At 47.1% G+C, this 25,530-nt stretch carries 24 protein-coding genes, 1 tRNA gene and 1 riboswitch; of the genes, 15 read left to right on the top strand and 10 right to left on the bottom strand.

The window, feature by feature from the left end:
• Window positions 1–517: 517 nt before the first annotated feature.
• The 5 genes from K2Q26_08420 to K2Q26_08400 all read right to left on the bottom strand — a co-directional run bounded on the left by K2Q26_08420 (window position 518) and on the right by K2Q26_08400 (window position 2,819).
• Window positions 518–593: transfer RNA gene (locus tag K2Q26_08420), tRNA-Gln, on the bottom strand.
• Window positions 594–710: 117 nt separating this feature from the next.
• Window positions 711–1,283: a hypothetical protein gene (locus K2Q26_08415; GenBank protein MBY0315528.1), complete on the bottom strand. Its 573-nt coding sequence runs from the start codon at window positions 1,281–1,283 to the stop codon at window positions 711–713.
• 32 nt (window positions 1,284–1,315) lie between these two features.
• Window positions 1,316–1,612, bottom strand: a complete 297-nt coding sequence (gene spoVG / locus K2Q26_08410) for a septation regulator SpoVG (protein ID MBY0315527.1) — start codon at window positions 1,610–1,612, stop codon at window positions 1,316–1,318.
• Window positions 1,613–1,784: 172 nt separating this feature from the next.
• Window positions 1,785–2,075: a DUF1844 domain-containing protein gene (locus K2Q26_08405; GenBank protein ID MBY0315526.1), complete on the bottom strand. Its 291-nt coding sequence runs from the start codon at window positions 2,073–2,075 to the stop codon at window positions 1,785–1,787.
• A gap of 3 nt (window positions 2,076–2,078) precedes the next feature.
• Complete coding sequence (locus K2Q26_08400) at window positions 2,079–2,819, bottom strand: hypothetical protein (GenBank protein MBY0315525.1); 741 nt, start codon at window positions 2,817–2,819, stop codon at window positions 2,079–2,081.
• A gap of 141 nt (window positions 2,820–2,960) precedes the next feature.
• Between K2Q26_08400 and K2Q26_08395 the strand changes: the two genes are divergently transcribed.
• The 7 genes from K2Q26_08395 to K2Q26_08365 are packed head-to-tail and all read left to right on the top strand — an operon-like array spanning window position 2,961 to window position 10,483.
• The gene (locus K2Q26_08395; GenBank protein MBY0315524.1) at window positions 2,961–3,953 is read left to right on the top strand and encodes a MoxR family ATPase; all 993 of its coding nucleotides are present in this window, start codon (window positions 2,961–2,963) and stop codon (window positions 3,951–3,953) included.
• Complete coding sequence (locus K2Q26_08390) at window positions 3,950–4,825, top strand: DUF58 domain-containing protein (GenBank protein ID MBY0315523.1); 876 nt, start codon at window positions 3,950–3,952, stop codon at window positions 4,823–4,825. The genes K2Q26_08395 and K2Q26_08390 overlap by 4 nt, the downstream gene beginning before the upstream one ends.
• Window positions 4,825–5,781: a hypothetical protein gene (locus K2Q26_08385; protein ID MBY0315522.1), complete on the top strand. Its 957-nt coding sequence runs from the start codon at window positions 4,825–4,827 to the stop codon at window positions 5,779–5,781. The genes K2Q26_08390 and K2Q26_08385 overlap by 1 nt, the downstream gene beginning before the upstream one ends.
• Complete coding sequence (locus K2Q26_08380) at window positions 5,781–6,788, top strand: VWA domain-containing protein (GenBank protein MBY0315521.1); 1,008 nt, start codon at window positions 5,781–5,783, stop codon at window positions 6,786–6,788. The genes K2Q26_08385 and K2Q26_08380 overlap by 1 nt, the downstream gene beginning before the upstream one ends.
• A complete protein-coding gene (locus K2Q26_08375; protein ID MBY0315520.1) occupies window positions 6,788–7,843 on the top strand; it encodes a VWA domain-containing protein in 1,056 nt (351 codons plus the stop codon). The genes K2Q26_08380 and K2Q26_08375 overlap by 1 nt, the downstream gene beginning before the upstream one ends.
• A complete protein-coding gene (locus K2Q26_08370; protein ID MBY0315519.1) occupies window positions 7,840–8,583 on the top strand; it encodes a tetratricopeptide repeat protein in 744 nt (247 codons plus the stop codon). The genes K2Q26_08375 and K2Q26_08370 overlap by 4 nt, the downstream gene beginning before the upstream one ends.
• Window positions 8,561–10,483, top strand: coding sequence for a BatD family protein (locus tag K2Q26_08365; GenBank protein ID MBY0315518.1), 1,923 nt, complete (start codon window positions 8,561–8,563; stop codon window positions 10,481–10,483). The genes K2Q26_08370 and K2Q26_08365 overlap by 23 nt, the downstream gene beginning before the upstream one ends.
• 91 nt (window positions 10,484–10,574) lie before the next feature.
• Here the strand turns inward: K2Q26_08365 and K2Q26_08360 are convergent, their stop codons facing one another.
• Window positions 10,575–11,225, bottom strand: coding sequence for an NrsF family protein (locus K2Q26_08360; protein MBY0315517.1), 651 nt, complete (start codon window positions 11,223–11,225; stop codon window positions 10,575–10,577).
• Window positions 11,218–11,763, bottom strand: coding sequence for a sigma-70 family RNA polymerase sigma factor (locus K2Q26_08355; protein MBY0315516.1), 546 nt, complete (start codon window positions 11,761–11,763; stop codon window positions 11,218–11,220). Before K2Q26_08355 ends, K2Q26_08360 begins: the two co-directional genes overlap by 8 nt.
• A 143-nt stretch (window positions 11,764–11,906) precedes the next feature.
• Between K2Q26_08355 and K2Q26_08350 the strand changes: the two genes are divergently transcribed.
• The 6 genes from K2Q26_08350 to K2Q26_08325 all read left to right on the top strand — a co-directional run bounded on the left by K2Q26_08350 (window position 11,907) and on the right by K2Q26_08325 (window position 17,883).
• Window positions 11,907–12,824 (top strand): LysR family transcriptional regulator, encoded by a 918-nt coding sequence (locus tag K2Q26_08350; GenBank protein ID MBY0315515.1) that lies wholly within the window; start codon window positions 11,907–11,909, stop codon window positions 12,822–12,824.
• Window positions 12,825–13,027: 203 nt separating this feature from the next.
• Window positions 13,028–13,414: an HPF/RaiA family ribosome-associated protein gene (locus K2Q26_08345; protein MBY0315514.1), complete on the top strand. Its 387-nt coding sequence runs from the start codon at window positions 13,028–13,030 to the stop codon at window positions 13,412–13,414.
• Between the two features lie 105 nt (window positions 13,415–13,519).
• Complete coding sequence (locus K2Q26_08340; GenBank protein MBY0315513.1) at window positions 13,520–14,068, top strand: BON domain-containing protein; 549 nt, start codon at window positions 13,520–13,522, stop codon at window positions 14,066–14,068.
• Between the two features lies 1 nt (window position 14,069).
• Entirely contained in the window at window positions 14,070–15,035 is a 966-nt protein-coding gene (locus K2Q26_08335) for an SDR family oxidoreductase (GenBank protein MBY0315512.1), read from the top strand.
• Between the two features lie 41 nt (window positions 15,036–15,076).
• A complete protein-coding gene (locus tag K2Q26_08330) occupies window positions 15,077–16,345 on the top strand; it encodes a hypothetical protein (protein MBY0315511.1) in 1,269 nt (422 codons plus the stop codon).
• A gap of 152 nt (window positions 16,346–16,497) precedes the next feature.
• Window positions 16,498–17,883, top strand: a complete 1,386-nt coding sequence (locus tag K2Q26_08325) for a LysM peptidoglycan-binding domain-containing protein (protein MBY0315510.1) — start codon at window positions 16,498–16,500, stop codon at window positions 17,881–17,883.
• Window positions 17,884–17,947: 64 nt separating this feature from the next.
• Here K2Q26_08325 and K2Q26_08320 read toward each other — a convergent pair whose 3' ends face one another.
• On the bottom strand, window positions 17,948–19,468 hold the full coding sequence (locus K2Q26_08320; GenBank protein ID MBY0315509.1) for a hypothetical protein: 1,521 nt from the start codon (window positions 19,466–19,468) through the stop codon (window positions 17,948–17,950).
• A gap of 221 nt (window positions 19,469–19,689) precedes the next feature.
• A riboswitch (cyclic di-GMP riboswitch) is annotated at window positions 19,690–19,780 on the top strand.
• 157 nt (window positions 19,781–19,937) lie between these two features.
• Here K2Q26_08320 and K2Q26_08315 point away from each other — a divergent pair.
• Entirely contained in the window at window positions 19,938–21,518 is a 1,581-nt protein-coding gene (locus K2Q26_08315) for a serine protease (protein ID MBY0315508.1), read from the top strand.
• On the opposite strand, the gene K2Q26_08310 is transcribed toward K2Q26_08315, so the two are convergent.
• Window positions 21,519–23,000 (bottom strand): hypothetical protein, encoded by a 1,482-nt coding sequence (locus K2Q26_08310; GenBank protein MBY0315507.1) that lies wholly within the window; start codon window positions 22,998–23,000, stop codon window positions 21,519–21,521.
• A 167-nt stretch (window positions 23,001–23,167) separates the two neighbouring features.
• Here K2Q26_08310 and K2Q26_08305 point away from each other — a divergent pair, with 167 nt between their 5' ends.
• Window positions 23,168–24,748, top strand: coding sequence for a serine protease (locus K2Q26_08305; protein ID MBY0315506.1), 1,581 nt, complete (start codon window positions 23,168–23,170; stop codon window positions 24,746–24,748).
• On the opposite strand, the gene K2Q26_08300 is transcribed toward K2Q26_08305, so the two are convergent.
• Window positions 24,745–25,512, bottom strand: a complete 768-nt coding sequence (locus tag K2Q26_08300; GenBank protein MBY0315505.1) for an Mrp/NBP35 family ATP-binding protein — start codon at window positions 25,510–25,512, stop codon at window positions 24,745–24,747. The genes K2Q26_08305 and K2Q26_08300 overlap by 4 nt on opposite strands.
• Window positions 25,513–25,530: the final 18 nt, after the last annotated feature.

Genomic DNA, 25,530 nt, shown 5'->3' with positions numbered 1-25,530 from the left:
GAACTTTAAATTTTAATTTTTTATATTTTAAACTCGAAAAAACATGAATTGCTGCAGCTTATCCACAGATCCGGGCATTAATTGCTTTTCAGCATCGACTCTATATTTTTCAGGAATTGCTTCTAGTCTTTTGCTTGCCATGGATGGAATTGCATCATGGGGCCACTACTAGTAACAGACACTAAAGGTGGCCGATTCATTAATGAAGGTTTGAACGCAGGTTGGGTGCTGGATGACTTTTTTGTTTCCAACCCTAAAAGCGTAAAGGATGTTTCCAGTACAAAGTGTAAAGTATGTCTCCGGTATGGATCTATCAAAAAGGTTCAGTTAAAGCGCGGTAGTGGAGGCAAACCTCTAGCTGCTTTCTCTAATGCCGCTCTTTGGACGACATCGTGAAGGGTCTTAATGGCCGATTTAGTTCCTAAAAATAGTCCAATAATAATGAATATGCTCGCTAGAAGGCAGGTGCCTGACTTTACTTTTGTTTTTTCGATGCTAATTTTTTAAAGAGGAAAATTGGATGGGGTACCAGGACTCGAACCTGGGAATGATAGAATCAAAATCTATTGCCTTACCAACTTGGCGATACCCCATCAAAATGGACACTCCAAGAATTAGATAATAATGGCTATTTATGCAAGGATTATTAGGATTTTAGAGAATCTATAGGCACATTCCTTCGGCGTCAGCGAGCTTTGTGCGATGCGAAATTAAAGGTTGCCCGAGCAGCGCATGAGCATTTTTCGTTCGGGCCATAAAATAAAGAGATGGATGTACTCCGTCGGTGTGTCGCGATTGAGGGTGTAGGTGTAATAAAATTCGCTTTGGCGTACGGCGGCCTCAAGTTCTGTTAAAAGCGGGGACTCCTCTCCGCGATTTTCAGGGGATAAAAAGCCGTTACAAATTTTGAGTGGGAGTCCCTGGTCTTCGAGTTTGCCCTTTTTCCAGGGAAAGCTTTCGTAGTCTTTGGAGTACTCGGCGTAAATTTGATCCCAATGAGGTAACTGCGAGGTGTTCATCACGTTCTTTTGAATTTGCGCAAACTCTGGTTCATTCAATTCAAAGAAATCGATGGACCATCCCTCAAGGGCACTTTCGCTTCCCAACTGTTCGACTGGGCTCCGCGCTTCGAGATCGATGCCTAAGACCGCGGCCAGTTCTTTTTGGTCCAGTACCTTTTGTTCCTCTAGGGAGTCGAAGTAGAAATAGATCATTGCACTGACGAGAAGGACCAATGCCACAGCGGCGGCGATAAAGATGTATTTAAAGATTTTGCGAGTCATGTCTTAAAGAAAGCATAAAGCTCTCTTTAGAATTATCCAATTTTATTTTTAACGTCTTCCAGAGATTGGCCTAGGGCCTCGATCTCTCTTTTGTAGGCGTCGAAGACCATCTGCTCAATATGCTCACGCGTCTCTTGGTTGAGCGGGTGGGCGATATCACGGAACTGACCATCTTTGCGTTTCTTGCTCGGCATAGCCACGAACAGGCCGCCTGTGCCTTGAATGATCTTTAAGTCGCGGATCACAAAGCAGTTTTCGAGAGTGATGGTGACGTAAGCGCGGAGGCGATCCTCGTTGACCGGATAGATTTTCACTTCGGTGATTTGCATGCAACACTCCTGGTGTATACTTCTGGCTCACTATAACTAACGGCTTAAATCTTCAGGACTTTAGGGGTAAGGGAAAATTAACAGAAGTTTTGGGAGAAATTATCTCAAATGCAAGGGAGACTGTTCCAGGTTGAAACAGTCTAAAAGTTCGACGATTTTAATGGGAAAAGAACTACTTCTTGGAGGCTTCTTCTTTAGTGAGCTCGACAAACTTCATTTGGAGGTCGGCCGTCAGACGTTTTAAAAATTCGTCTTCTTCTTTCGTTAAATTATGAATGGTTTTTTCCTGCAATACATTGAGAAGATCGATATTGAACTTTGCAATGGTCAGATCTTTTTCGTGTTGACCAGTTTGCGGGTGAGGAACGAGTCCCAATGACATCGCCGCGGACGAACCAATCGACATGACGAGTGTGGAGAAGGAAGCTTGAACGAGGTCGCTGAATTCTTCTTTTTTTGCCATTATCTATTCCTTTTCTGATTGGAGCGCCAATAACAAATTGTCTCTCGTAATCTTGTATACTGAAAAATAGCTGTCTTTCTTATCTAACGTCAACATCGGAAATAACTGCTGAGGACGTAAGGAAATAGGGAGTGTCGTCGCAGTTTTTCGCTGTCTATGGAGAATCTTAAGATTCAGCCGATGCCAAGCTGGACTCTCTCCCGCGGTTAAATAGCATAATTCAATGGCAGAGGCGTTTTTAAGCCCCGTTACCCAGCGCATGAAGGGGAGGAGTTTGTAAAACGCACTCAAGAGCATGGCCGCATCGAGGACGCGATAGTCATTGAGATCCTTCATGGCGGTAAAAATCAAAATCATTTCGTCATAGGAAAGTGAGTCTAAAGTCGAGTGGTCCACCGAAAGGACAATGTGGTTTTTAAACTTATAGACCACGAAATTGTTCTGAAGAGTTGAGCTAGTGTGCAGTTCAGCTCGGACCTTCTTCTCTGGAGGGAAGAAAGAGTTCAATATCGTCTGCAAGCGGAGGGTGTTGCTGTTCACGTTTTTTGGAGGAAGTGTACTGTGAATGGCCCATAATGGGTAAAAGTAGAGAAATGCGTTGAATAAAATCAGAAATCCAATTCCATAAAAAATCGTGTACGAGCGTGTGATCGCGTAGAGGCTTGCAAAGAAGGCAATCTGCAAAAGGATTAAGCAAAGCCAGACCTTGAATACTGAAAAACGAGAAAGGATTTGTGCCAACATGTACGTTCCAAAAGATAAAAAAACTCCATACAAGGCAAGGATTTATCCGTTCTTCTGCGGAGCGCAAACGGTCAAAGTGTTTGCTTATGATTTTGAGCCCAGAAAAAATAGTGAATTGAGTATTTCAAATCATCAGGGGGAATCATGAGTGTAGATTTAATGGCGCTAAACGCAGCGATCCAGAAAGAAAGCGTCTTTGTCGACAAGATGTTCACTGAAATTTCAAAAGTGATCGTCGGCCAGCGCGATATGGTCGAAGGAATTCTTATGGGTCTATTGACGGGCGGCCACGTGCTTTTAGAAGGTGTACCGGGCTTAGCGAAAACTCTAACGATCTCCACCGTGTCTCGCGCGATCTCTTTGGATTTCCAGCGTGTCCAGTTCACTCCCGATCTTTTACCTTCCGATTTGATCGGAACCATGATTTTTAATCCTAAGTCGGGCGACTTCTCTCCTAAAAAAGGACCGATCTTCACCAACATCGTGCTCGCCGACGAGATCAATCGAGCTCCCGCAAAGGTGCAAAGTGCGCTCTTAGAAGCGATGGCCGAAAGACAGGTCACCATCGGTGATACGACCTACAAGCTCCAATCTCCATTTTTAGTGCTCGCCACGCAGAACCCGCTAGAGCAAGAGGGAACTTACCCTCTCCCCGAAGCTCAAATGGATCGCTTTATGTTCAAAATCATTGTGGATTATCCGACCAAAGGTGATGAGCTCGAAATATTAAATCGTATGGCTGTGGACAAGGTCCCCGAAATTCAGCAAGTGATCACCCGCGAGGAACTTTTAAAAGCGCGCACCATGGTGGAGCAAATCTACGTGGATAAAAAAATTCAGAATTATATCGTGGATTTGGTGATGGCGACGCGCACTCCGATCGAATATGGAGTGGGGCATTTAGATGACCTTGTTCAGGTGGGCGGTTCGCCGCGAGCCACGTTAAGTTTAGTTCGAGCGTCAAAAGCCCATGCCTTTTTACAACGTCGCGGCTACGTGACCGCGGACGATGTCAAAGCGGTGGCCTACAATGTTCTTCGCCATCGTTTGATCCTGACTTTTGAAGCTGAGGCCGAAAACATCAAGAGCGATCAGGTCGTTAAAGATTTGTTAAGCCAAATCGAGGTGCCGTGAGTCTTCCTGCTGAAATCAAAAAAAAGATTAAGCTGCTTGAGCTCAACACGCGCAAATTAGTGAACTCACTTTTTGCCGGGCAGTACCACTCCGCCTTTAAGGGCCAAGGGATGACTTTTTCTGATTTCCGCGAATATGTCCCCGGGGATGATGTGCGTACGATTTCTTGGAATCTCACTGCCCGCACGGGTAAAACATATATTAAAAAGTACGAAGAAGAGCGCGAACTCAATTTAATTTTAGCGGTGGATGTCAGTGGATCCATGGGTTTTGGTTCCAAGAGCATCCTTAAGGGAGAAGCCATCACCCATATCGCCGCTCTGTTGTCTTTTGCCGCCACAAAGAACAATGACAATGTGGGGCTATTACTTTTTAGCGATCAGGTCGAGCACTTTGTTCCCCCTAAAAAAGGGCGAGGGCATGTGCAGAGAATTCTGCGAGACCTTTACTATCACGAGCCTAAAAAGCAAACGACAAAAATTTCGGTGGCGGTCGATTATCTCTCGGGAATTTTAAAAAAACGCTCCACGGTATTTTTGATGAGTGATTTTTTATCGGAGGACTCTTTTGGATATTCGCTCAAGCGGTTGGCCCGGAAGCACGAAGTGATCTCCGTGATTATCTCCGACGAGGCCGAAGTGAATCTGCCTTCGGTGGGTCTTATCGACTTTTATGATCCTGAGACGGAGGAGACGTACACCGTCGATTCGTCTTCGGCTCCGTTTCGCAAAAGATATCTCGAAGAAGTGAAAAAGAAATTTGCCTTTCGCGACTCCGAACTTAAAAAGTCACAAATTGATTTGATCAAGGTTCCCAACACGGATGATTTCTTAGATCCGGTGTTGAGTTACTTTAGAGCGAGGAGCCACTAGTGGCGAACGAATCCTTGCCGAAATGGTCTTGCAAGATCCCCACCGCACCGAAGGACCCCAGTGGCTTTACGGTGGGAGAGATTTTTCAGCTCTCGTGCGAAGGGGAATCTGTCCGTTTGAAGGAGCCCATTTCCCTTCAAATTCCCGACGAACTCCCGCCAGCGAAGCCCGGAGAGCCGCCGCAAAAAGATCCCAATGCCAAATATCAACTGGTTTTGCTGAAGCCGTTAAATCTCACGGAGAACAAAGCGGAGTTTGCAGCGACCAGTTATATCGCCACACCTCAAGATATTAAAAATTTTAAATTGGTCGATGCGGACAATAAAGAAGTTCTTATTCCACAGATTACTTTTCCCATGAAGTCGGTGATTGAGCCTTCTCAACAGCAGAAGCCCGAGCCATTTGGTCCCATCGGTCCCATGCGAATGGAATGGCCGGTATGGATCTTTTTTGCCGCTATTGTCGTTTTAGTGATCTTAGCGGGTTGGGCCGTGATTTTTTTACGGCGTCGGATGCAGCGGCGAAATCTGGAGCGTAATATTAAAAAATACCAAAGCCCTCTAGGATCTTACCACCAGTTCAACAAGGACTTGCGAGTTCTCAAACAGGGTGTGGTATTTACTTCGCATAAGTCATGGACGGAAGACGAGACGAAGCAGTACATGGCAAAGCTTGAGGAGCATTTTAAAATGTTTCTGCTTCGCGAGTATATTATTCCAGCGACATCTTGGTCTCGTGCGCTGATTCTTAAAACACTTCAGAAAAAAGACAAGCGCGGTTTTCCCCACTATCAAAAAACGCTCCAGCGCGCGCTTGTGGAACTCGAAAAACAAAAAGAAGCTGCGGGCTCGTTAAAGCCTCGGGACTGCGAGCAGATTACAATTTTAAGTATGCAGGCTGTGGATCAAATGTGGTCTCATAAAAAATCAAGAAACTCCACGAAGGTGAGCCCATAATGACGGTGTGGACCTCCAATTGGGCTTTTATTTTACTCCTACCACTCCTCGCGAGTGTGCTGTGGTCGTGGTGGAGTCGCCATCAAAAGATGGGTTTTGTTCGATTCAGCTCTGGTGAAAATATTAAAAAAGTGCCTCCGAGCTTTCGCGCGCGCGTCTATTGGGTTCCAGATCTGCTCAAGGTGATCGCTCTAGTTTTCGCGATATGCGCGATGGCGCGCCCCCAAAAAGCCGACGAAAAGGTGAAACGCAATGTCGAGGGGATCGATATTATGATCACCATCGATATTTCGGAGAGCATGTTGATCGAAGACATGCAGCCGGAGAATCGCTTAGAGTCGGTCAAGCAAACCGTGCGCGACTTTATTAGCCAACGCACTTCGGATCGATTGGGTCTGGTGGTTTTTTCGGGTGAGTCCTACACCCGTGTCCCGCTCACGCTCGACTACGATGTTCTCCAGAAAAGCTTAGCGGAATTGAAAACATCGCGAAACATCAAAATGGGAACCGCCATCGGTGTGGCTTTAGCGAATGCCTCCGGCCGTCTCAGGGACTCCGACGCGAAGTCGAGAGTCATTATTCTTCTCACCGACGGAGAAAACAATACGGGACTTATCGATCCTTTGACCGCGTTACGAATCGCTAAAGGATATGGAATTAAAGTTTATACCATCGGAGCGGGTAAAGATGGTCAAGCTCAGCTCCCGATCACCACGACGGATGTTTTTGGACGAACGGTGAAACGGTATCAGCCCATCCATAGTTCGGTGAATGTTCAGCTATTGACGCAAATTGCAGAAGAGACCGGAGGAAAATTTTATCTCGCCACGGATACGACGGCTCTGCAAAATGTTTTTAATGATATCAATCAGCTCGAAAAAACCAAAATCGACGTCGATCGCTATGTCAAGTATCAAGAGCTCTATCAAGAGTGGTTGAAGTGGGCTGTATACATCTATGCGTTCGCCCTTCTCCTCCAACTGACTTATTTTAAGAGGGGGATCTGATGTTGAGAATGGAAAGTGGTCATCTTTTAAATTGGCTGGTGTTGATTCCCATTTTCGCCGGTCTTTTTTATTACGGTTTATGGAAATGGAAAAGACTCTCGTCCACCGCTTTTGGCCAGAGAGTTTTTGGCTATTTGGTCCAGTCTTTTTCTCAAGCTCGAGCGATCTTCAAATTCACTTTAGCGGCGACCTGCCTCGCTTTATTTATTATCGCATGGGCCCGCCCACAGTTGGGAAAGGGGCAAAGCGAAGTGAAGAGCGAGGGTGTTGAGATCATGATTGCGGTAGATGTCTCTAACAGTATGATGTCGGAAGACGTTCGGCCCAGCCGACTAGAGCATGCAAAAAAAGAAATCATGCGGCTCCTCGATATGATGAGCGGAGACAAGGTCGGCATGGTGGCCTTTGCCGGATCAGCGGTGCTATTGTCTCCTTTGACAGTGGATAAGTCGGCTTTAAAAATGTTTGTCGAGGGTTTGTCTTCGGAATCGGTTCAATCTCAAGGGACTAATATTTCGCAAGCGTTGCAAGAGGCCCACGATGCTTTTAATCGCGGTGGTGTGGATGCCGACGAAAAATCGAAAGTGACGAAAGTGGTTCTTATTATCTCTGATGGTGAGGATCACGAAAAAGGGGCCGAAGTTCTGGCCAAAAAGATGACCGAAGAGGGCATGAGAATTTTCACCATGGCGGTGGGGACCGAGGCGGGCGGTAAAATCCCGGTGCGCGATCAGCGCGGTCAACTGAGAGATTATCTTAAAGACAAACAAGGGCAGGTGGTGACCTCGGCCGTTAAAGGGGAGTTCTTAAGGACTCTAGCGGCAGCGGGGCAAGGGAGTTTCTACCATCTCACTTTTGGCGGCGATCAGATGAAGTCTCTCAAGGAAGATTTTGATCACCTCGAAAAAGCCGAATTTGACACTCTCATCGCCGCCAATTATGACGAGCGTTTTCAGTGGGTTTTGATCATTGGCATAATCCTTGGGTGTATAGAGCTCATTTTGGGAAATCGCAAGAAACAGAAAGCGGTATGGAAGGGACGGTTCCCTTTATGAGAAGTCTTTTTCTTATTTTATTATTCGCCTCGCCCGCCTTCGCTCAAAATGATCTCTCGGTGATTTGGGAGAACAATGGCGCGGTCAAAAAAATCTCTCAAGAAAAGAATCTTGAGGCTTACGAGGATTTTGTCTCCTTGCTGGGTAGAGAGCCTTATGACACCACCATTCAGTTTAACTTGGGAAGCTCTTGGGACCTTCTCGGAGAAACAGAAAAGGCCGAAAAAATATACCTAGAACTCATAAAGATCACCGATAATTTACTGCAAAAAAATCCTAACGAAAAACAGCTCAAAAAGATCTCTGTGGTTCGCTTAGCGGCTCTTTATAATTTAGGTGTACAGGCTCAGGCGAAAAAACAAGTGGATAAGGCCTTGGGCTACTATCAGCAAGCCTTAGAAATCAACCCCGACTCCACAGAGATTAAACATAACATCGAGCTTTTAATTCAACGTGGTGGCGGCGGAGGCGGTGGAGATAGCGATCAGGAGAATCAGGATCAAAATCAAGACGGCGAAGGGGGAGAGGGTCAAAGGAATCAGGAACCCAAGCCCAAAGAGCAAAAGCCTAACGAAAAAGAAAAAAAGCAGCCTAAAGAATTTGATGGCAAACAAATGTCCAAAGAAGATCTTAAGCGCATCTTAGAAGAGCTCAAAGAGCAAGAGCAGGGAATTCGCGCGAAGATGCAGGGTAAAAAAGGAGAAAAGAAGGATGCCGATGGCAATGATAAAGAATGGTAAAACCATGATCTCTCACGTCGCACTTCTCTTTATTTTTTTAATGGGGTCATCGGTGGCCCTCGCCCAAGTGAAAATTCAAACCACCATCAGCAGTCAGTCCGTGGAAGTGGGAGAAGGCTTTCGCGTTGGGATCGAAGTGTCTTCCGAGGGCTCAGAAACCATGGTGCCTCCCGAGCCCCCGAAAATCGACGGAGCGCTTTTACGTGGGCAGGGGAAAGAGCAAAGACTTAATGCCACATACGGGATGGATGAAAACGGCGAGCCTATTCGGAAAACGGTTCTCACTCAAATTTATAATTTTACATATATCGCTGAAAAGAACGGAGATCTCGTTATTCCTAGTGTGGAAATTAAAGTCGGAGACAAGATTCAAAAGTCTTCACCAGGGATTATAAAAGTTTACGCGGCGGGTGCGGGCGGAAAGAAGAGACCTCAACCGCGCAAAAGTCCTTTTGGGGATGATGAAGATATGTTTTCCAGTGATCCCTTCGAGCGTATGGAAAAGATGGAGGAGCAATTCAATCAGCTTCTTCAACGCCGCTTTGGAGCGGGTGGGGGCAGTGGGTTTCTAGCGATTCCTAATATCAATGAAAAAGATGCGTTTTTTATCGTCGCCGAAGTGGATAAAACCGAAGTCTACAAAGGGGAACAGATCGTTGGAAGTTGGTACCTCTATACAAAGGCGGGAGTTCGCGAAATCGATACGCTCAAATATCCGGAGCTGAAAGGCTTCTGGAAAGAAGATATCGAACTGGCTACGCTGCTCAACTTTCAACAAGACACTTTAAATGGTCAACCCTACAATAAAGCGCTTTTGGCCTCTTACGCTCTTTTTCCCATTGATGAAGGCAAAGCCACTATCGATCCTTATAAAGCCAAAGTGGTTTTGATCACCCCTCTCGGGCAAGCGGTCACGGCGACAAAAAGTAGTGAATCTATTCCCGTCTTGGTGAAACCATTACCCGTCGAGGGGCGTCCTGCGGATTTCTCGGGCGCTGTGGGCGAGTATCAGATGCGGGCCGAAGTGGAAAACGTCACCTTTGTTGCGCATCAACCTTTTCTTCTTCGCGTGCGTTTTGAGGGCAAAGGAAATGCCAAGCAATTTGAGCTTCCCAATTTAAATTTGAATCCAGCCATTGAAGTTTACGACGTCAAAAACGACGCCAAATATTTTAAAACGGGAACCAGTTACAAGGAGTTCGAAGTTTTTCTAATTCCCCGTCAAGCGGGACCAGTGACAATTCCGGCAATCACTTCAAGCTACTTTAATCCTCGCACCCAAAAGTATGAGAGTTTATCTTCCCAAGAAATTAAAATTAACGTGCTGGAAGGATCCACCACGCAAACGATGGCGGCCAATCGCATCGACAAAGATCAACAAGAGGCCGTCGTGACCTTAGCTCCGATCACGCAATGGGAGCCGTCATCGGGATCTACCCAGTGGAAGACGGGCACCACCGCGATTGTCGTCGCTTCCGTGGCTCATCTAGGCGTGGGTGTGCTACTCGTGGCGCTGGCATCCATCCGCTTAGGCTGGTTTGAGCGCGAGCGCTATATCGAGGATTACATTAAAGTTCGCATGGGTAAAATCGATGCGGCCCTCGGCAATAAAGAATGGCGTCAGGTGGGTGTGGAGTCGGTCAATCTCGTTTATTATGTCCTCGGGGAATTGTCGGGGCTCGGGGGAGCGAATGTTCACATCGATAAGTTATTAGATCACTGTCCGCCCAGTGTTCGCCGAAACTTAAGCGAGCCTCTCAAAAAAAGTCTCGAGCACTTTTATCTTTTAGGCTTCGGCCCGGAAGAGGCTCAGCCTAAAAACATCGACGCCAAAGAATTGCGAGCCGAAGTCAAAAAACTCGAAAGCCTCCTCAATAAATCCCTAAAGACCGAATCCTAAAAGGTACGCCGTTCAATTCCCAGACGCAAAAAGTCATAAAACAATTCTTGTTTTATGACTTTTTGCGTCTGGGAATTGAACGGCGTACCTTTTATTGGATCTTTTTCGATAAGAAGAGTTTGAGCAAATATCCGAACGTAACTGCGCCCACAACTACGGGAAGCACGTGGTAGAGGAGTTCGTGCAGGGGATCGTCCCACGGGCAGATGAATGAAAGTCCAATGACCCCAAAGACAAAAATAGTTTGCGCAAGATACATGGCCGTGGTTTTTGGATACAGCACATATCCCTGACGGAGATAGAAAAATAGAATTGCACCGAGAGGGAGCGCAATACTGTAAGTCAGTTGGGGACACAGCCACGTTTGGTATTTTAAAGCGATCGTTGCTTCCTCGGTATTTCTAAAATAGGCCAAAGTAAATGCTCCAAGGAGAAGAGTGGACCAACTCAAAAGCAAGGCCCACGACCACCACTTCAAGCGAGGTTCGGCAAAGTGCGGTGAGGTCGAACGAATACAAAGGGCGCCAGAGATTTTAGCGGCGAGCAGAAGCAAAATCATCTCGACGAGGCTTCGGCCAGCGGGAATATGATATTCATCTTTGCTCAAAAACCAGTAAATAACTCCCAGAATGACAATGCTCGTTGAGATGAACCAAAGCCCCATTTCTCTTCGGATCGGAGAGGCTAGAGGTTGGACGGGCTTTAGATCTTGAGCGAGGCTATTGATGAATTGATCAGACATGGGGAGCTCCCAGCTCTATTGCTAAAGCTTGGTAGGCGCGATGAGCAGCCACCTTTACCGCAGACTCACTCATGGATAGTTCGCTGGAGACCATTTTAATCGATTTACCTTCAATTTTTAGAGCGACAACGATCAGTCGCTGCTGCTCGGGGAGTTTGTTCATAACATCCCTCAAGTGATTCAGTTCGATAAATGAAATGTCAGCTTCGGCAACTAAAGCATTCAACTGTGTGTCCTCAACTCCGTCGCCACTTTCGAGACGGCGACTGTTTTTACGCCAAAAATCAATCAGGCGGCTTTGAGCAATGGCCATCAGCCAAGGCTTAAAGGGGTAGCTCGGATCAAAAGTGTGCCGCGCTTTATGAATCGAGAGTAAAATGTCCTGAAGGAGATCTTGTTGATCCGCCGGAGTCCTCAACTTACTGGCAAGGAACGCCTTAAGGTACACGGAGATCTCTTGCAAAAGCTGCGTGTAGGCTTTGGCATCTCCATTCTGTGCGGATTGCATAAGGCCAGTCCACATCTCGCTCGTCTTCATAGATAGATACTCTTTTTGCTGAGGAAAGTTACAACCTATCGAAAGAAAATTAAAAAAGGTATGCCGATCCTTTTTGACGACTGACCGAGTCGTCAAAAAGGATCGGCGTACCTTTTTCCCCGAAGCAGTTTTAGACTTGGGGGATGTATAATTACAATCACCTGTACTATTTTTACATCGCCGTAAAGTTGCAGGGGATTACTAAGGCAGCGAAGTATTTGAATACGAGCCAGCCCTCTCTGAGTGCGCAAATCAGGGCCCTCGAGCACCAGCTTAAGAAAAAACTTTTTGTAAAAAGCGGCCGGACCCTGGTCCTGACGGACGAAGGGCAGCATGTCTTTAACTATTGTAAAAAAATGTTCGAAGCGTCCGATGAGCTGGAGGAGTATCTGAAAGGTGAGTCGCCTTTGCAAGGACGAGGTGTGGTTCGGATCGGCGTCAGTCAACAGATCGATCGGCCATTTGTCGCTGAGATTATCAACTCCGCACTGAGACTCTCCGACACCACATCCACACCTCTGATCTCTCTTGTGTCTGAAAACGACAACCACTTGCTCAGCGATCTTAAGATTCAAAAGATTGATGTCTTCATCGGTAATCACGCCGTTTACGATGATGAATTCGAAGTGGTCTCGACTTTAAATATGCCTGTCGCCCTCGTCGCAGCTCCGCAGTTGGCCGAAGCCTTAAACATCACACCGAGATCCACCTTTGCCGACGTTTTAAAAAAGGGAGGTAAGAGGCTTTTGCTCCCGTCGCGAGAGCTTAAGCTGCGACAGGAGATCGATCTGTATTTACAGAGGAAAAAACTTTTAAATAATCTTGGATTGCTCTTCGAAAGTGATGCGATGTCGACAATCTGCCGTTCAGTGTCGGATGAGATGGGTCTAGCTTTTATTCCTCTGCCGTACATCAAAAGAGAATTGAAGCAGAATAAAATCAAGACCTATCCCTTCACTAAGGTGGGCTTATGGCACCACAAACTTACACTTATGGTTCGACGCAATCGCCGCAAGATTTTCTTCGTCGAGCAAATGATCCACGCCATTAAGTCGCTTTAATTGACCAGTTCCATCATGGCGCTGGACCCCAGAATCCCCCTGAAAATACAGGTTATTTAATACATATGTTTTTTCTATGTATTGCATAGATTATATATATTTTAAATATTTGTTGCGGCTATCGATACTGTAAGTGTGCCTCATTGGGGTTTCCGAAAACGGAAAAATGAGCACAGAACATACTTAACAAGAGGGAGGCGAGTATGCGTAAAGAAATCCACTTCAAAGATGGCGAATTTCATCATCATATATTTATTGAGGACTCCATCGATAAATGTTTGAGTCCTTTCGATAAGGCCGATGCGTTTTCGGTGAAATGCTACGTTTCGACGGTGACCAGCCGTCGAAATCATAAGGTTCCTCAATTTCATTGTGAGATGGTCATTCAACCACGGCAATCTGCGCCGATTGTGATTCATAAAGAGGCCAAGAACTTTTACGTCACGATTCGAGATGCATGCAGAGCTGCGGAAAAAGCACTGCGAAGAAATTCACGAATTAAACTTAAAGAGCGCCGTCGGCTTTCAGAAAAAGTCACAGAACAGGCACTACGAAATGAATCGTCGCAGTTTGCAGGGCAGGCCAGTTAGAATTTTTATAAAATTTGTTTTTAATAATTATGCGGAACGTTTGTGAGTAAGTCGGATCAATGTTTTTCCAGTATTGGATTGTATTGGAATAAAAAGGAGTTACATATGTCATCAGCACTTTACTTATCAGACCAGTGGCTTGAAAAGAAAATCAAAGATCGTATGCATTGGGACATTCGAGTGAGCTCATCGGATATTCTCATAAAAGTGAACAGTGGGAAGGTGACTCTCTACGGTTACTTCGACAAGCCTTACCGTCATGCCGCCGTCGTCGAAATTATCAAGAACACCGAGGGAGTTCATGATTTTAAAGATCTCTCTCATGTGATTAAGGATTACTACCGTGGAGATCGAGAAATCGAGAGTATTCTTCATAAAAAAATCGAATCTCTGCAGCTGATCAAAGGCGAATGGATCGAGGTGAGATCGACCGACGGAGTGGTAAAGCTCGAAGGAATGGTCTATCGGAACCGACTGAAGGGGTTTGCGGCGAGTTATGCTTGGCAACTTTCAGGAGTCAAAGACTGCCTGAATTTGATCCAGATCAAGAGATTGCCTCAAAAAGAAATCTTTGTTGAACCCTATCAGCAAAAACAGAGCTCGCGCGGAGGGGCCCAACAGCAGATTGCGGAAGCCGTAGCCCTGGGCGGATAACATGCCGAAACCCAAAGAGTTAGTTCTCATTACGGGCGCAAGCACCGGACTTGGTCTTGCGCTCGCTCGAGAACTTTTAAAATCAGACCAGTATCGACTCGTGCTGACGGCCCGAAAGGAATCGCTGCTGAGATTTTATCAGCTGGGATTTCACAATGAGCCGTCGGTTCTCATTCGTCCACTCGACGTGAACGACGAGCAGGAGCGCCAAGAGATTATCAACGAGTGTGAGCATAAATTAGGTGGTCTTGATATTCTCATAAATAATGCGGGAATTATGCTGCAGTCTGTAACGGAGCACGCCGCTGAGCAGGAATTGTACGAACAAATGTCGATCAACTATGTGGGTCCGATGAGAATGATCTCCTTGGCGTTGCCCGGCATGCGCCGCCGTCGCCACGGGCGCATCATCAATGTGTCTTCGGCTGCAGGACTTGTGGGGATGCCAACGATGTCGGTGTACTGTGCCTCTAAATATGCTTTAGAAGGAGCGACGGAATCCTTGTGGTACGAGACCAAGCCGTGGAATATTTCGGTGAGTCTGGTCATTCCTGGCTTTATTCATTCGGAGTCTTATAAGAACACCAAACAAACTCAAATGAGTCATTTTTCGATGGAAAACTCCTGGGAGCCCTATCATTTTCATTATAAAAACATGCGGCATTTTATTTGTCGCTTGATGAGACTCAGCACCACAACTCCCGAAAAAGGAGCCAAAAAGATTCTTCGCTTGATGCAGAAGCGACGGCCACCTCTTCGCTATCTGTTGTCATTTGATGCGTGGCTCTTGTTTATTTTGGTTCGCTTACTGCCGCGGCCTCTTTATCACTGGATTATGTTTTGTACCCTTCCCGGGGCGCGGTTCTGGGAGAGACATGCAAAAAAAGTTCAGGCGGAGTCTTTTCGCCGACTTTTGCCGAGACCTAATGAAGGGCAAAAGAAAGTTCGAAGTCTCGAAATTAAATGATAAAAGTTTGACAGACTCCTGTCCCGTCCTAATATGGGAATATGAAATTTTTTGTTGAACAATGGTGGAGCGTCTACCCGGCGGGAGTTGCTGAGCGTTGCAAAAAATATTTTTACTGGACGGTTTTCATCGCTTCGTCATTTATCACTTTTGGAAAATGGTCCCGAGGAAGTGAATTTTTCGAACCCGTGAGTTTTTATCAGTGGATTCTTCCGTCGCCCCTGAGCGATTCGGTCTTGGCGGCTCTCGGGGGGATGTGGAGAGTCTCCCTGGTTCTAGCGGCACTTTCGTTATGGCCGAAGATTTCTCATTTGGTGGCGTTCCTACTAGGTCTTTTTCTTCTCGGGTATTCGGGAAACTTCGGAAAAGTCTCTCACGGTTATAATCTGATGGTCATGACACTTGGTTTTTGCGGGGTGCACACCTGGCTGGTGACGGAGGGCTCCCGTCGATTTCTCGACACGTGGTTGTTTAGAGCGGTGCAAGTGATGACCGTGGTGATTTATTTTCAGGCTGGGATCATGAAGCTGTACGTCTCTGGCCTCGATTGGGCTCTCACGCCTCATTTGCAAATCATTTTTGAAGAGCGGGGTATGCCCCTCGGGCTGTGGGCCGCTCAATTTCCATGGCTTTGTCAGTGGCTTGCGTTTTCCACTCTGCTCCTCGAAGTTTTAGCACCGTTCGCTCTTTTGGCAGGACCACTTTGGTGGCTACCAGTCAGTTTTTGGATCGCGATGCACGTGGGCATTCACCTTTTGATCGGGGCGAATTTTTATCCTCAATTGGCGACATTTTTGTTTTGGTATTACCCACAAACCCCGATGAGATCCGTCGGGAGTGAAGCCAGTCCCCGCAGAAATTTAGCACTCGGCGTTTTGATTCTTTGTGCGGGGACTTCGCTGAGTCATATGATTTTCCAAAAGAAAAACTTTCCGTTCTCGTCCTTTAGTCTTTTTTCGTCGATCGAGAAGGTGGTGTACCGCTGGGATCTTGAAGTTCGGAACGGGGTGACGGGGCAGTTTGAGTCAGTGCCTGAGGTGTATTTTCGACCACTCACTCGGGAAAAGTTTTACGAAATCATAGAAAACCGCTACGAGACGACAAAAAATTGGCAGGGGGTAGACCCTGAGTTTCGCCGATTTGCAAGACTAGTTATCAGGAATTTAAGAGAGAAAAAGCCTCCACAAAACTGGCAAGAAGTTCAGCTCGTGGTGATCGAGAAATCGGTCGGTGAGCGGAGTGAAATTTCTCCTCGTAAAATTGTTCTGAGCGCGAATATAATTGACCTAGAAAAAGGTGCATCACTTTGATCTGTAAAATCAGGATCGGTGGTTGCGATCGAGAAACTTATTCGTTAAACTTTAAGTAAATGACATGGAGGGACATTTTGTTCAAAACCCTAGCTCTTCTATTTTTTGCGTTGGCGCTCGCGAATTGTGCGCATTTGTCCAAAAGACCTCAAATGAAAGTCCAAGACCAAGCCACCGCGGCGAAGAATGACGTCGATCAAGGGGATGAGGATGTTTACGATCCCGAAGACGAGAAGCCCATCGTCGTTGGAAAAGAGATGCCCAAGGTCGAAGATTTAGCGGATAACGAAGCCGACATTAAATATTTACCGTCTGAAATGAATGAAAATGTTCAAAAGTGGATCAACTACTTCCAAGGTAAGGGCCGTAAGCACATGGTGCGCTACCTTTCTCGGTCCACTCGTTATATTCCAAAAATGAAAGAGATCCTCCATAAGCACGGACTTCCGGAAGATCTAGTTTATGTGGCCCTGATCGAATCAGGATTTAATGCGAATGCATTAAGCCATGCGCGCGCCTCCGGCTACTGGCAGTTTATCCGTGGCACCGCTCGTCGCTACGACCTGCGCATCGATTACTACGTGGATGAGCGAAATGATTTTATTGAATCCACAGAAGCCGCCGCTCAGTATTTAAAAGCGTTACATAATCTTTTTGGTTCGTGGTACTTGGCCATCGCTTCCTACAATGTGGGGGAGAATCGGGTCAAAAGTTTAATCATGAAGTACTACACTCGCGACTTTTGGGAGATGGCTCGCATGAAGAAGCTTCCTAAAGAGACGATCAATTACGTTCCCAAGTTTCTTGCCGCTCGTTTGATCGGTAAGCATCCTGAAAAGTACGGCTTTACCGATGTGGAGTATATGAAGCCTCTCGATTACCAAGAGGTGTATATTGATAAAGCGGTGAGTCTTCCGACTTTAGCTCAACAGTTAGGAATGGATTACGAAGAACTTCGCGGTTTAAATAATGCTTACAAGCGCGGAATCGTTCCTAAGTATGGCGATCGCGTGATGATCCGCGTTCCGACACAGTTAGATAAAGCCCAAGTGATGGCGGCCTTAGAGCGTAGCTCTACCAACGTGGCTGTCTCTCAAGCCATCGCCTTTGATGATAGCACTTATACGCGATATCGTGTGAGAAACGGCGACACGTTGTCGACAATTGCGCGGAAGTTTAAAGTGTCCATGGGTGCTTTGATTGAGATGAATGATCTCAGCAAGCGTTCCATGATACGGGCCGGAAAAACTCTGCGCATCCCAGTGGGAGGCGGAAACAAGCGCGCGACCGCCTCTGACAAAAAGACATCGTTAAATTCGAAGTCCGTCAAGTTGCGCGCGATTGCTCAGGCGCAAAAATCCAATCGCACTCCCGCTTCGGCGAAGAAGAAGTACCATGTCGTCAGACGTGGAGAAACTCTGTTAAACATTGCTTCGAAGTACAACGTTTCGCTCTCTCAATTGCTCAATACCAACAAACTGCAAAAGCGCGAAAAGATCCTGATCGGAAGCCGCCTCGCCATCCCGTTTAACAACTAAGGTCGAAAAAGGTTCCAGGTTCCTAAAATACAAAATGCGCGGTCTTGACCGCGCATTTTGTTTTTTAGGAACCTGGAACCTTTTCAAGGTAACGGAGGAGTTCCTGGCGCTGGGCGGGCCGAGACGGTTTGCTTGGGGGCATTTGCTCGTCGATAGTCGCGTGATCACTCAAGCGCCAGCGGATTTCATCCAACAGTGTTCCGCGTTTGTAACCTTTTGTCTTTAGAGCCTTGGCCAGTTCCTCAGGGTTTCCGAAGGGGATTAGGGGGATGTCGCCGTCGTCCGAGGTCTTTGAGGCGTGACAGGCGATGCAACGTTGGATCAGCGGGGGCTCCGGGGCCCGCGGAGCCGTCTGGGCGCTCCGAAGCGTTTTAAACGCCTGAACCGCTGCTAGATTCCCGGTGGTTGTCGAGGCTTTCTCTTTGAGTTGCATACAGTTGAGATCTTTAATCTCAGGGCGCGAAAGAATATATTTTTCCGCGGCCGGGCGCGACTCCTCCCACGATTCTCCCGGACTCGCGAAGCGATCTCTTCCTCCGTTAAAAGAGAAGCGACCATGGGTTTTAAAATCCATGGACCAGTCTTCGGTGTCCACGCCAAAATAAGTAAACAAAATGTCCACGGCCTGAGTGTAAGTGGTGCGTTGGTAGGTCCACTGGGATTTTTCTTCGCCGGTAATATGAGTCCGCACCTCTTGCGGGACTACATCCTCCTGGCATTTGTATCGGACGGCAAGGGCCCATTTTACAAAATCAAAAACTTCGGTCTCTTCTGTCATTAGCCGGCTCACGCGGAAAAAATTGGAGATCGAAAGATGTTTCGTGAATTCGACGTTGAGCGAACCCCCATTCCGAATTCGGTCATTGTAGCGATCGTGCTCGATCGGATCCAAAAACACATAGCGGGGATGGGTCGGAAGAATGTCGCGGTAGAACTCTTTATGGCGAAGGGGCTCCAGGGGGATTTCATCCGCGAGTCGAGCATCTTCTGGATTCTCTCGAAGCTCTTCCACCTTTCCTCGGAAGTGCGTGTGGTCGTAATCCGAAAGATAAGTGTCCATGGACTCATAAAATCCCGGCCATTTGTTGTAAGGTTCCCAGTTGGGACGAGGATCGATTTTGTTTTTTCCAAACTGACTGCGTTGAGGGCTTTGGTGGCACTCTAAACATTTTTTGGGATTCGGTGCGGGAAGTTGTCCTGATTTTAAAACCGACTCAGTGACTTCGTAAAACTCGAAGGCATCTGTCTTTGGATTAAACGCCATCACTTCGAGATCTTTAAATCCACGATGCTCTGGGCTTCCATTAAATGCAATGACGAGATTGAGCGGAAGACGACTAAACATCAATACGCGCGGAGAGCGAAAGGAAGAGTTTTGTAAACTTCGGCTTCGATATCCTAAAAGATATTTTTTAAAAAACTCGGGAGATGATTTTTTCCAAGCGGGAAGAAACTCTTCGATAGATTTGGCTTGTTTTTCCTGGAGGAGAACTTTGAAGGCTTCGAAATTTTTATTTTCATCGGCGTTTTGCGCGAAAGACGGCAATGCCAGAAAAACGATAAGAATAAAAAGTGACCCAAACATTCAAACCCCAAGAAAGAACCCAAAAAAATAACAACCCAACGTTCTTATAACTTAATTTTCCTGATTTCACCCACTGAAGACTTTACAAAAGTAATAGAGAATTCAACTCCTTATCTCGCTCTCAAAACGAGATCCTGAAGTGAAACACTTTGCAAAAAAAACTCTGAGTTTCTCGACTTTCGTAGTAGTCTTATATTCAGGACAGATAACCATATCCGGACTTTTGCCAAAGGCACGACAGCAGAAATGCTGCTCACGCAAAGCTAAAGGGGCTAACGTAATAGGAGTTTACAAAGCCAGCCAGCCGCCAAAGGAATGAGGTATAAGGAGGGATCTATGGGTTTTAACTGCTGCCTACACCCGCCTTATTCCCCCCAATAGGCGGGTTCTTTTTTACCTAAAATTTCTCATTTTGAGACACGGATCGAGCGAAGGAGAAGTTTCGCCTCCAATTGACCGATATTCATCTATGGGTTCTTTCGTTATTCTCATCTCATCTCTTTTAATGATTTCCTGTGTGAACCGGCCACCACTCAGAGCCCCCGCGGAAGTCACTCGCGCCAATGATGATGGGTCTACGGTGGAGAACACTTATGATGCCCACTGTCCCGACAGTGCCCAAAGTTTAGAGCAAGCAGAGAGTGCCGCAGATCTTGTACGAAACTCCAAAAAACATATCGAAGAAAGTATTCAAGAGGCTCGAACTCAGCAAGCGACTCACATCCAGAGTACCGCCAGCATTCATTTTCGCTCCCAGAGCTGCGATGATTTTACAAAGCTAAGGCAAGCCGCGGAAACCATTCGTGGACGTGTTTTAAATATCGATGAAGCTATTAAAAATCTCGAAGAGCGAATAAAAACAAGTCACGCGATTCTCAACGTGGTTCGAAGCGGAATCCAGGGGCGTCATATTGTTTGTATCGATAACTGCATGGATGTGCTTCGAAAAACGTCTACGGAATGTCGTCACAGTTGCGGACTCTCCGAAACACAAATGTCCCACTATTTACCAATCCTCGACGAAGAGGCTCGACCCAAAAACTGTCGAGCGTTAACGAATGAGGTGGCGGGGACACTCGAAAGATCTCACAATCGAATGATCGGTGCTGTTCAACAAAATATGCCGGCGACCATCGAAGTGATTAAAAAAGCTCTCAAGGACTATCAGGCCCTCAGAGGTAGTTATCAGACGGAGTTCACTCGGTTGGAAAATGCTGTGAATCAATTTCCGAATCCTCAGTGCGCTCGTGATTATAAAAAATGGTTGGATTATATTCGAAACAACGTTCGTCGGGTTTACCGACTGGGCGAGGATGGGGCAACGATTGCGACCGCATTTATGGTCGACTCCGGAACTCCGGGGCAAGCACTTCCCGTAACGGCGGTGCATGTCGCAAGGACCTTACGCGCCAGCGATGATCGCTTGGATCCGAGCACTCTTTATTTTGATCGCCCGGATAACTCTGACAAGATCGACTTTGCGCAGCCGAGAGAAGTGGTGGATGCGAATGTCCGCGAAAAAGTAGAAAACGGTCAAGTTCTCAACTTTCGCGTGACTCCGCAGACGCATGATCGGGCCCGTGACATTGCCATCGGAGATGCGCGACGAGAAAACCGAAATCAATTTATGCCGGTCATCTCGTCCACAGAAAAACCGCGAGTGGGCCAAAGATTTGTGCTTGCAGGATTTCCGAGCAATCGCAATTCGGAGTTTACTACTCACGACTGCACATTTAAAGGATATGGATCCATTGATCAGTATTCCAACGAAAGAACCTATTTGATCTACTGTCCCTCGGCGGAGAGCATGGTGAGTGGAATGTCGGGAGGGCCTTTGATCGACCAATCCGGTCGCGTTTGGGGCGTCGCCCATGCCGCGGATGATGGGGATACAAATTTGATTCACGTCTCTCCACTGTCACGGTCCAGCGACGGAAGAACCCGGATGGGCATTCAGGAAACGTTTGATTCCGACGATTGCTATCGTTTGGCCAACGAAACTTACGAGAGACACCGCTGTCGGATTCGCCCCAACAATCCCGACCTTTAATTAAAGTTCGGGGACGGTGATATCAAAAACGCCCTGGTGGTGATCACTCACGCGAAGCGTGTTTTCATTGATCTTCTCGACCGAGTTTAAAGTTTTTGCGGGTTGCCACCACTCCAGGGGAGTTTCGAGCCCGGGTGCAAGCGAGATCTGTTGGCGCGCGTCTCTGCGATCCACCAAAATGATCTGGTCTGCGAAAATTAATGCGAGAACACGACCATATTGCATTTCGACGATGGAGTTGAGATTCAACTCCCGCCCGCTCCGTTGGCTCGTAGCCGCCACAGAAGACAATTGAAGAGGGAAGGAGGGAATGACCGCATTAGACGTCAGAGCGTCGATGTTCATGAGGTACACATAAAAGTCGAGAGCATCACCTTTAGTGCTTAGAGGTTGTAAACCTTGTCGAATAATCAAGAGCTGATTATTTTCTAAAAATGTTCCGCCCAGAATGGGCCACAAGTCATTGATCTCCCGCCGCGAGACCGTTTCTTTACTGGTGACCGTGTCGTAAACGATCACGGAGCCCGTGCTTTTTTCGATGATGGCGAGACTGCGACCATCAGAGCTCCAATGTGTGGAAACTTTAAATCCAATTTTTTGTTCGGCATTAGGTCCCACCGGAATCGTAATTCCGGAATCTTTGAAATCGTACTGATAAATCACTTTTTGGGGATCTCGACTATCAACGATGACCACGCCAAGATTGTTTTTATCAGCGACGATGGGGTTGGTGATGGTCATTGCCATCAGGGACGACTTTGGACTGAGATTGACGTTCACCGGTTGGCGAACATCATAGCGGAGCGAAGAGAGAGGTTGAAGAGTTTTAGCGTCGAACAGATAAACGCCTTGATTGAGAAGGCTAGTGTAGGGGTCGACAAAGGGATTACTTTTTTCTCGACGAATCGTCATTAAGGCATTGGCTGAATCCTGCACCACCATGATCGCCGAGAGATCTTTGCGTTCGATGACGGCTTTGACATCAACACCCCAGTACTGAGACCCGGGGAGAGTCAAAAATGCAACGGGAGGGGTGGAGCGCGTGAGCGGAACGAGGTAGAGCTTTGCGACTTTACCATCATTTGTGCGCGTGCCATCCACCGCTAAAAGTTTTTGTGTTTCTAAATAGGAAACGTGCTTAATGCGCGTGAACGTATCCGACGTGATGATTCTTTTCGAACTCATCTCGACTACATAAAGAAATTGACGAGGATTTAAATTGATATCTGTGCGGTTGTAAGGGATTTCCGTCACCAGTACGGAAACTTTTCCGTCAGCGATGGGAATCACCTGCTTGAGGTCGCCCTCTAATTTTAAGTCCTTAAAGGCCAGCTTTTGGTCCACTTTGATTGTTTCGTAAGTCAAAGTCGTCGATGGTCGGAGACCGACTTTATTCTTGAGCGCAAATACGTCCTTACAAAGATCTTGGGCAAAAGCCGGGGAATAGAAAAGGCAAAGGAAGAAAGCTATAAGATTTTTCATGGCCCCATCTTGCCTTAAGGCCAATTCATTTCCAATAATCCCTGCGATTTTAGAAAAATCTCCATGCACCCTCGGTCTCTTGCTCGAGGTGTTCTAAAATGCGCTAAATCAACATAACCTATTAAAGTTAGGTGATTTTTTAACCGAAATAAGAGATGGGGGTTCTTGTGGTAAAACTCGTTATCGCTCATCAGCGCATCTTACTTTTACTTTGGATCTGTGTGGGTTGTGCTCACCCAATTCCGAACCGAAAACCTGCCGAAGTGACTCAAGCCTCGCCCCCAGTTGCGGAGTCTGATTGCACCACAGCCGAACAGGAATTCGAAGAAATAGAAAAGTTAAAAGAAGTGATGATTTCTCTACCAACAAAGCTGCGCCAGAGTCTCGACACGGATCGTAAGAATCAACGAGAACACATGCGATATTTCGAGTCCTTACGGGTCCGCGGTCGGACCTGCGATGATTATGCAAAGATCAAACAAGCGGTGGAGATTGCGAAAGGTCGCTTAATAGATATCAATAAACGACTGTCCGAATACAAAAACCAATTGGACATGGGGAAAAAACTTCGCGGATTGACACAATTACGAATAAGTAACGAAAAGATTTTTTGTATTATGGATTGCGAGGACGAGGCGCGACGTTCTGATCGAGCTTTTTGCGCAAATAGGTGCGGAACAACTCCTTCGCAGGCTCAAGTGATTCACTCGTTGTTCATTGGAGAAGATTCGGGCGCTCCAGACACTTGCCCAGAAACCCCAGCAGAAAATAAGCAAAAGTTGAAATTGGCCCTTGGAGAAGTTCTCGATATCATTCGGGCGAGTGCGAATCGATCGGAGCCTGTGGTGAGCCGTGCCCTCCGTGAATATGCAGAAATTAAATCATTCTACGAGAGAGAGCAAAAAAAATATGAGCAGATGCTGATTCGGTTTCAAGGGAGCGAATGCCTAAGGCAGGATCAAAATTTAACGGGAAGTTTAGAGGAGAACGTCAGGCGCGCCTGGAGCTTTGGTGAGCGCGGGCATGGCCAGGGAACGATCTATTACGTCCAGGGTTCACGTGCTGGCGAGGGGATCCCGGTGACGGCTCAGCATGTTTCTGGCATTGGTGACCAGGGGCGGCCGGCTCGAGGACGATTCGCTGTTGTGGAAAGAAATCAAGAAGCTGAACGGCTCGATCAACAGAGCGGTGATGTCCCAAGCCTCGTAAGAAGAAGAATGGTCGAAGGAAACGCCGAAGTGTTTCCTGTGCAACCGGGAAGTTACGACGCTAGTCAGGACGTCACACTGGGGGAAGCGCGGACGGTCAATTTTGCACTGCCTTTGGTGGAGGCCGAGCGCCGGCCCCAAATCGGGCAACGGTTTGTGATTGCCGGCTTTCCCGGCAATCGCGAGAGTAACTTTACCACTCATCGTTGTGTCTTTCGAGGCTACACGGATCTTGCCGATGGTCGGCCGAACGCAGGATATCTCATTTATTGTCCGAGCGCGGAAAGCCTTGTCAGTGGAATGTCCGGCGGGCCTATGGTGGATGAATCAGGAAAAGTATGGGGCACTATACATGCGGGGGACACGGGGAATAGAGGTCTCGTGATTGTGACCCCAATGGCAAGAAGTGCTCAGGGAGATGTCCAAATTGGTATCCGACAACCGATGTTGTCCGATCACTGCTATCGATTGACTGAGCAAAGTACCGAGCGGCATCGGTGCCAAGTTTTTCCCAATTCTCGAGAGACACAAGTTCCTTAGAGGAGCTTGCGCGCAATTTCCATAAAAACTTGAGTCGACGGTTGGCCCTCTTTAAAAAACAGAGGGACGCCCATCTCACAACTTTGACTGATGTAGGGGTTGAGAGGGATTTCGCCTAAACGACGAATTCCTTCTTTTTCCATGTAGCTGTCGATTTCACCGCGAGGGAAGATTTGTGTGCGTTCGCCGCTCGGGGATTCGAAGTAGGCCATGTTTTCGACAACGCCGAGGATGGGAACGTTCACGCGTTTAAACATATCGATCGCTTTTTTAACATCGGCGAGAGCGATGTTTTGCGGAGTGGTCACGGCCACAACGCCGTTGATCGGAATTTTTTGCGCTAAGCTCAGTTGCACATCCCCAGTTCCCGGGGGAAGATCTATGATGAGGAAATCAAGATCGCCCCATTCGACTTCAAACAAAAACTGCTGAATCGCTTTAAAGAGCATAGGTCCGCGCCAAACAATCGCGAGATCTTCGTCGACCAGATTCCCGATGCTCATGGTTTTGACGCCGCCCACATCGAGAGTTTGGATGCGCCCCGCTTTCACATCGGGCTTTTGCTTTTGAGTTCCCATCATTCTTGGAATGCTAGGGCCGTAAATATCGGTATCGAGAAGTCCTACGTTTTGACCGAGCTTGCTGAGAGCCATGGCCAGGTGAGTGGAGACCGTGCTTTTGCCGACGCCGCCTTTGCCTGAACTGACGGCAATAATCTGTTTTACACCGGGGATGGGTTTCTGCTGCTCAAAAGGATCACTCATAATATTTTCCTACTCATG

Source organism: Bdellovibrionales bacterium (assembly GCA_019750295.1).
Taxonomy (GTDB): domain Bacteria; phylum Bdellovibrionota; class Bdellovibrionia; order Bdellovibrionales; family JAGQZY01; genus JAIEOS01.
The sequence above is the reverse complement of the archived record's forward strand: the minus strand, read 5'-3'. Positions and strand labels throughout refer to the sequence as shown.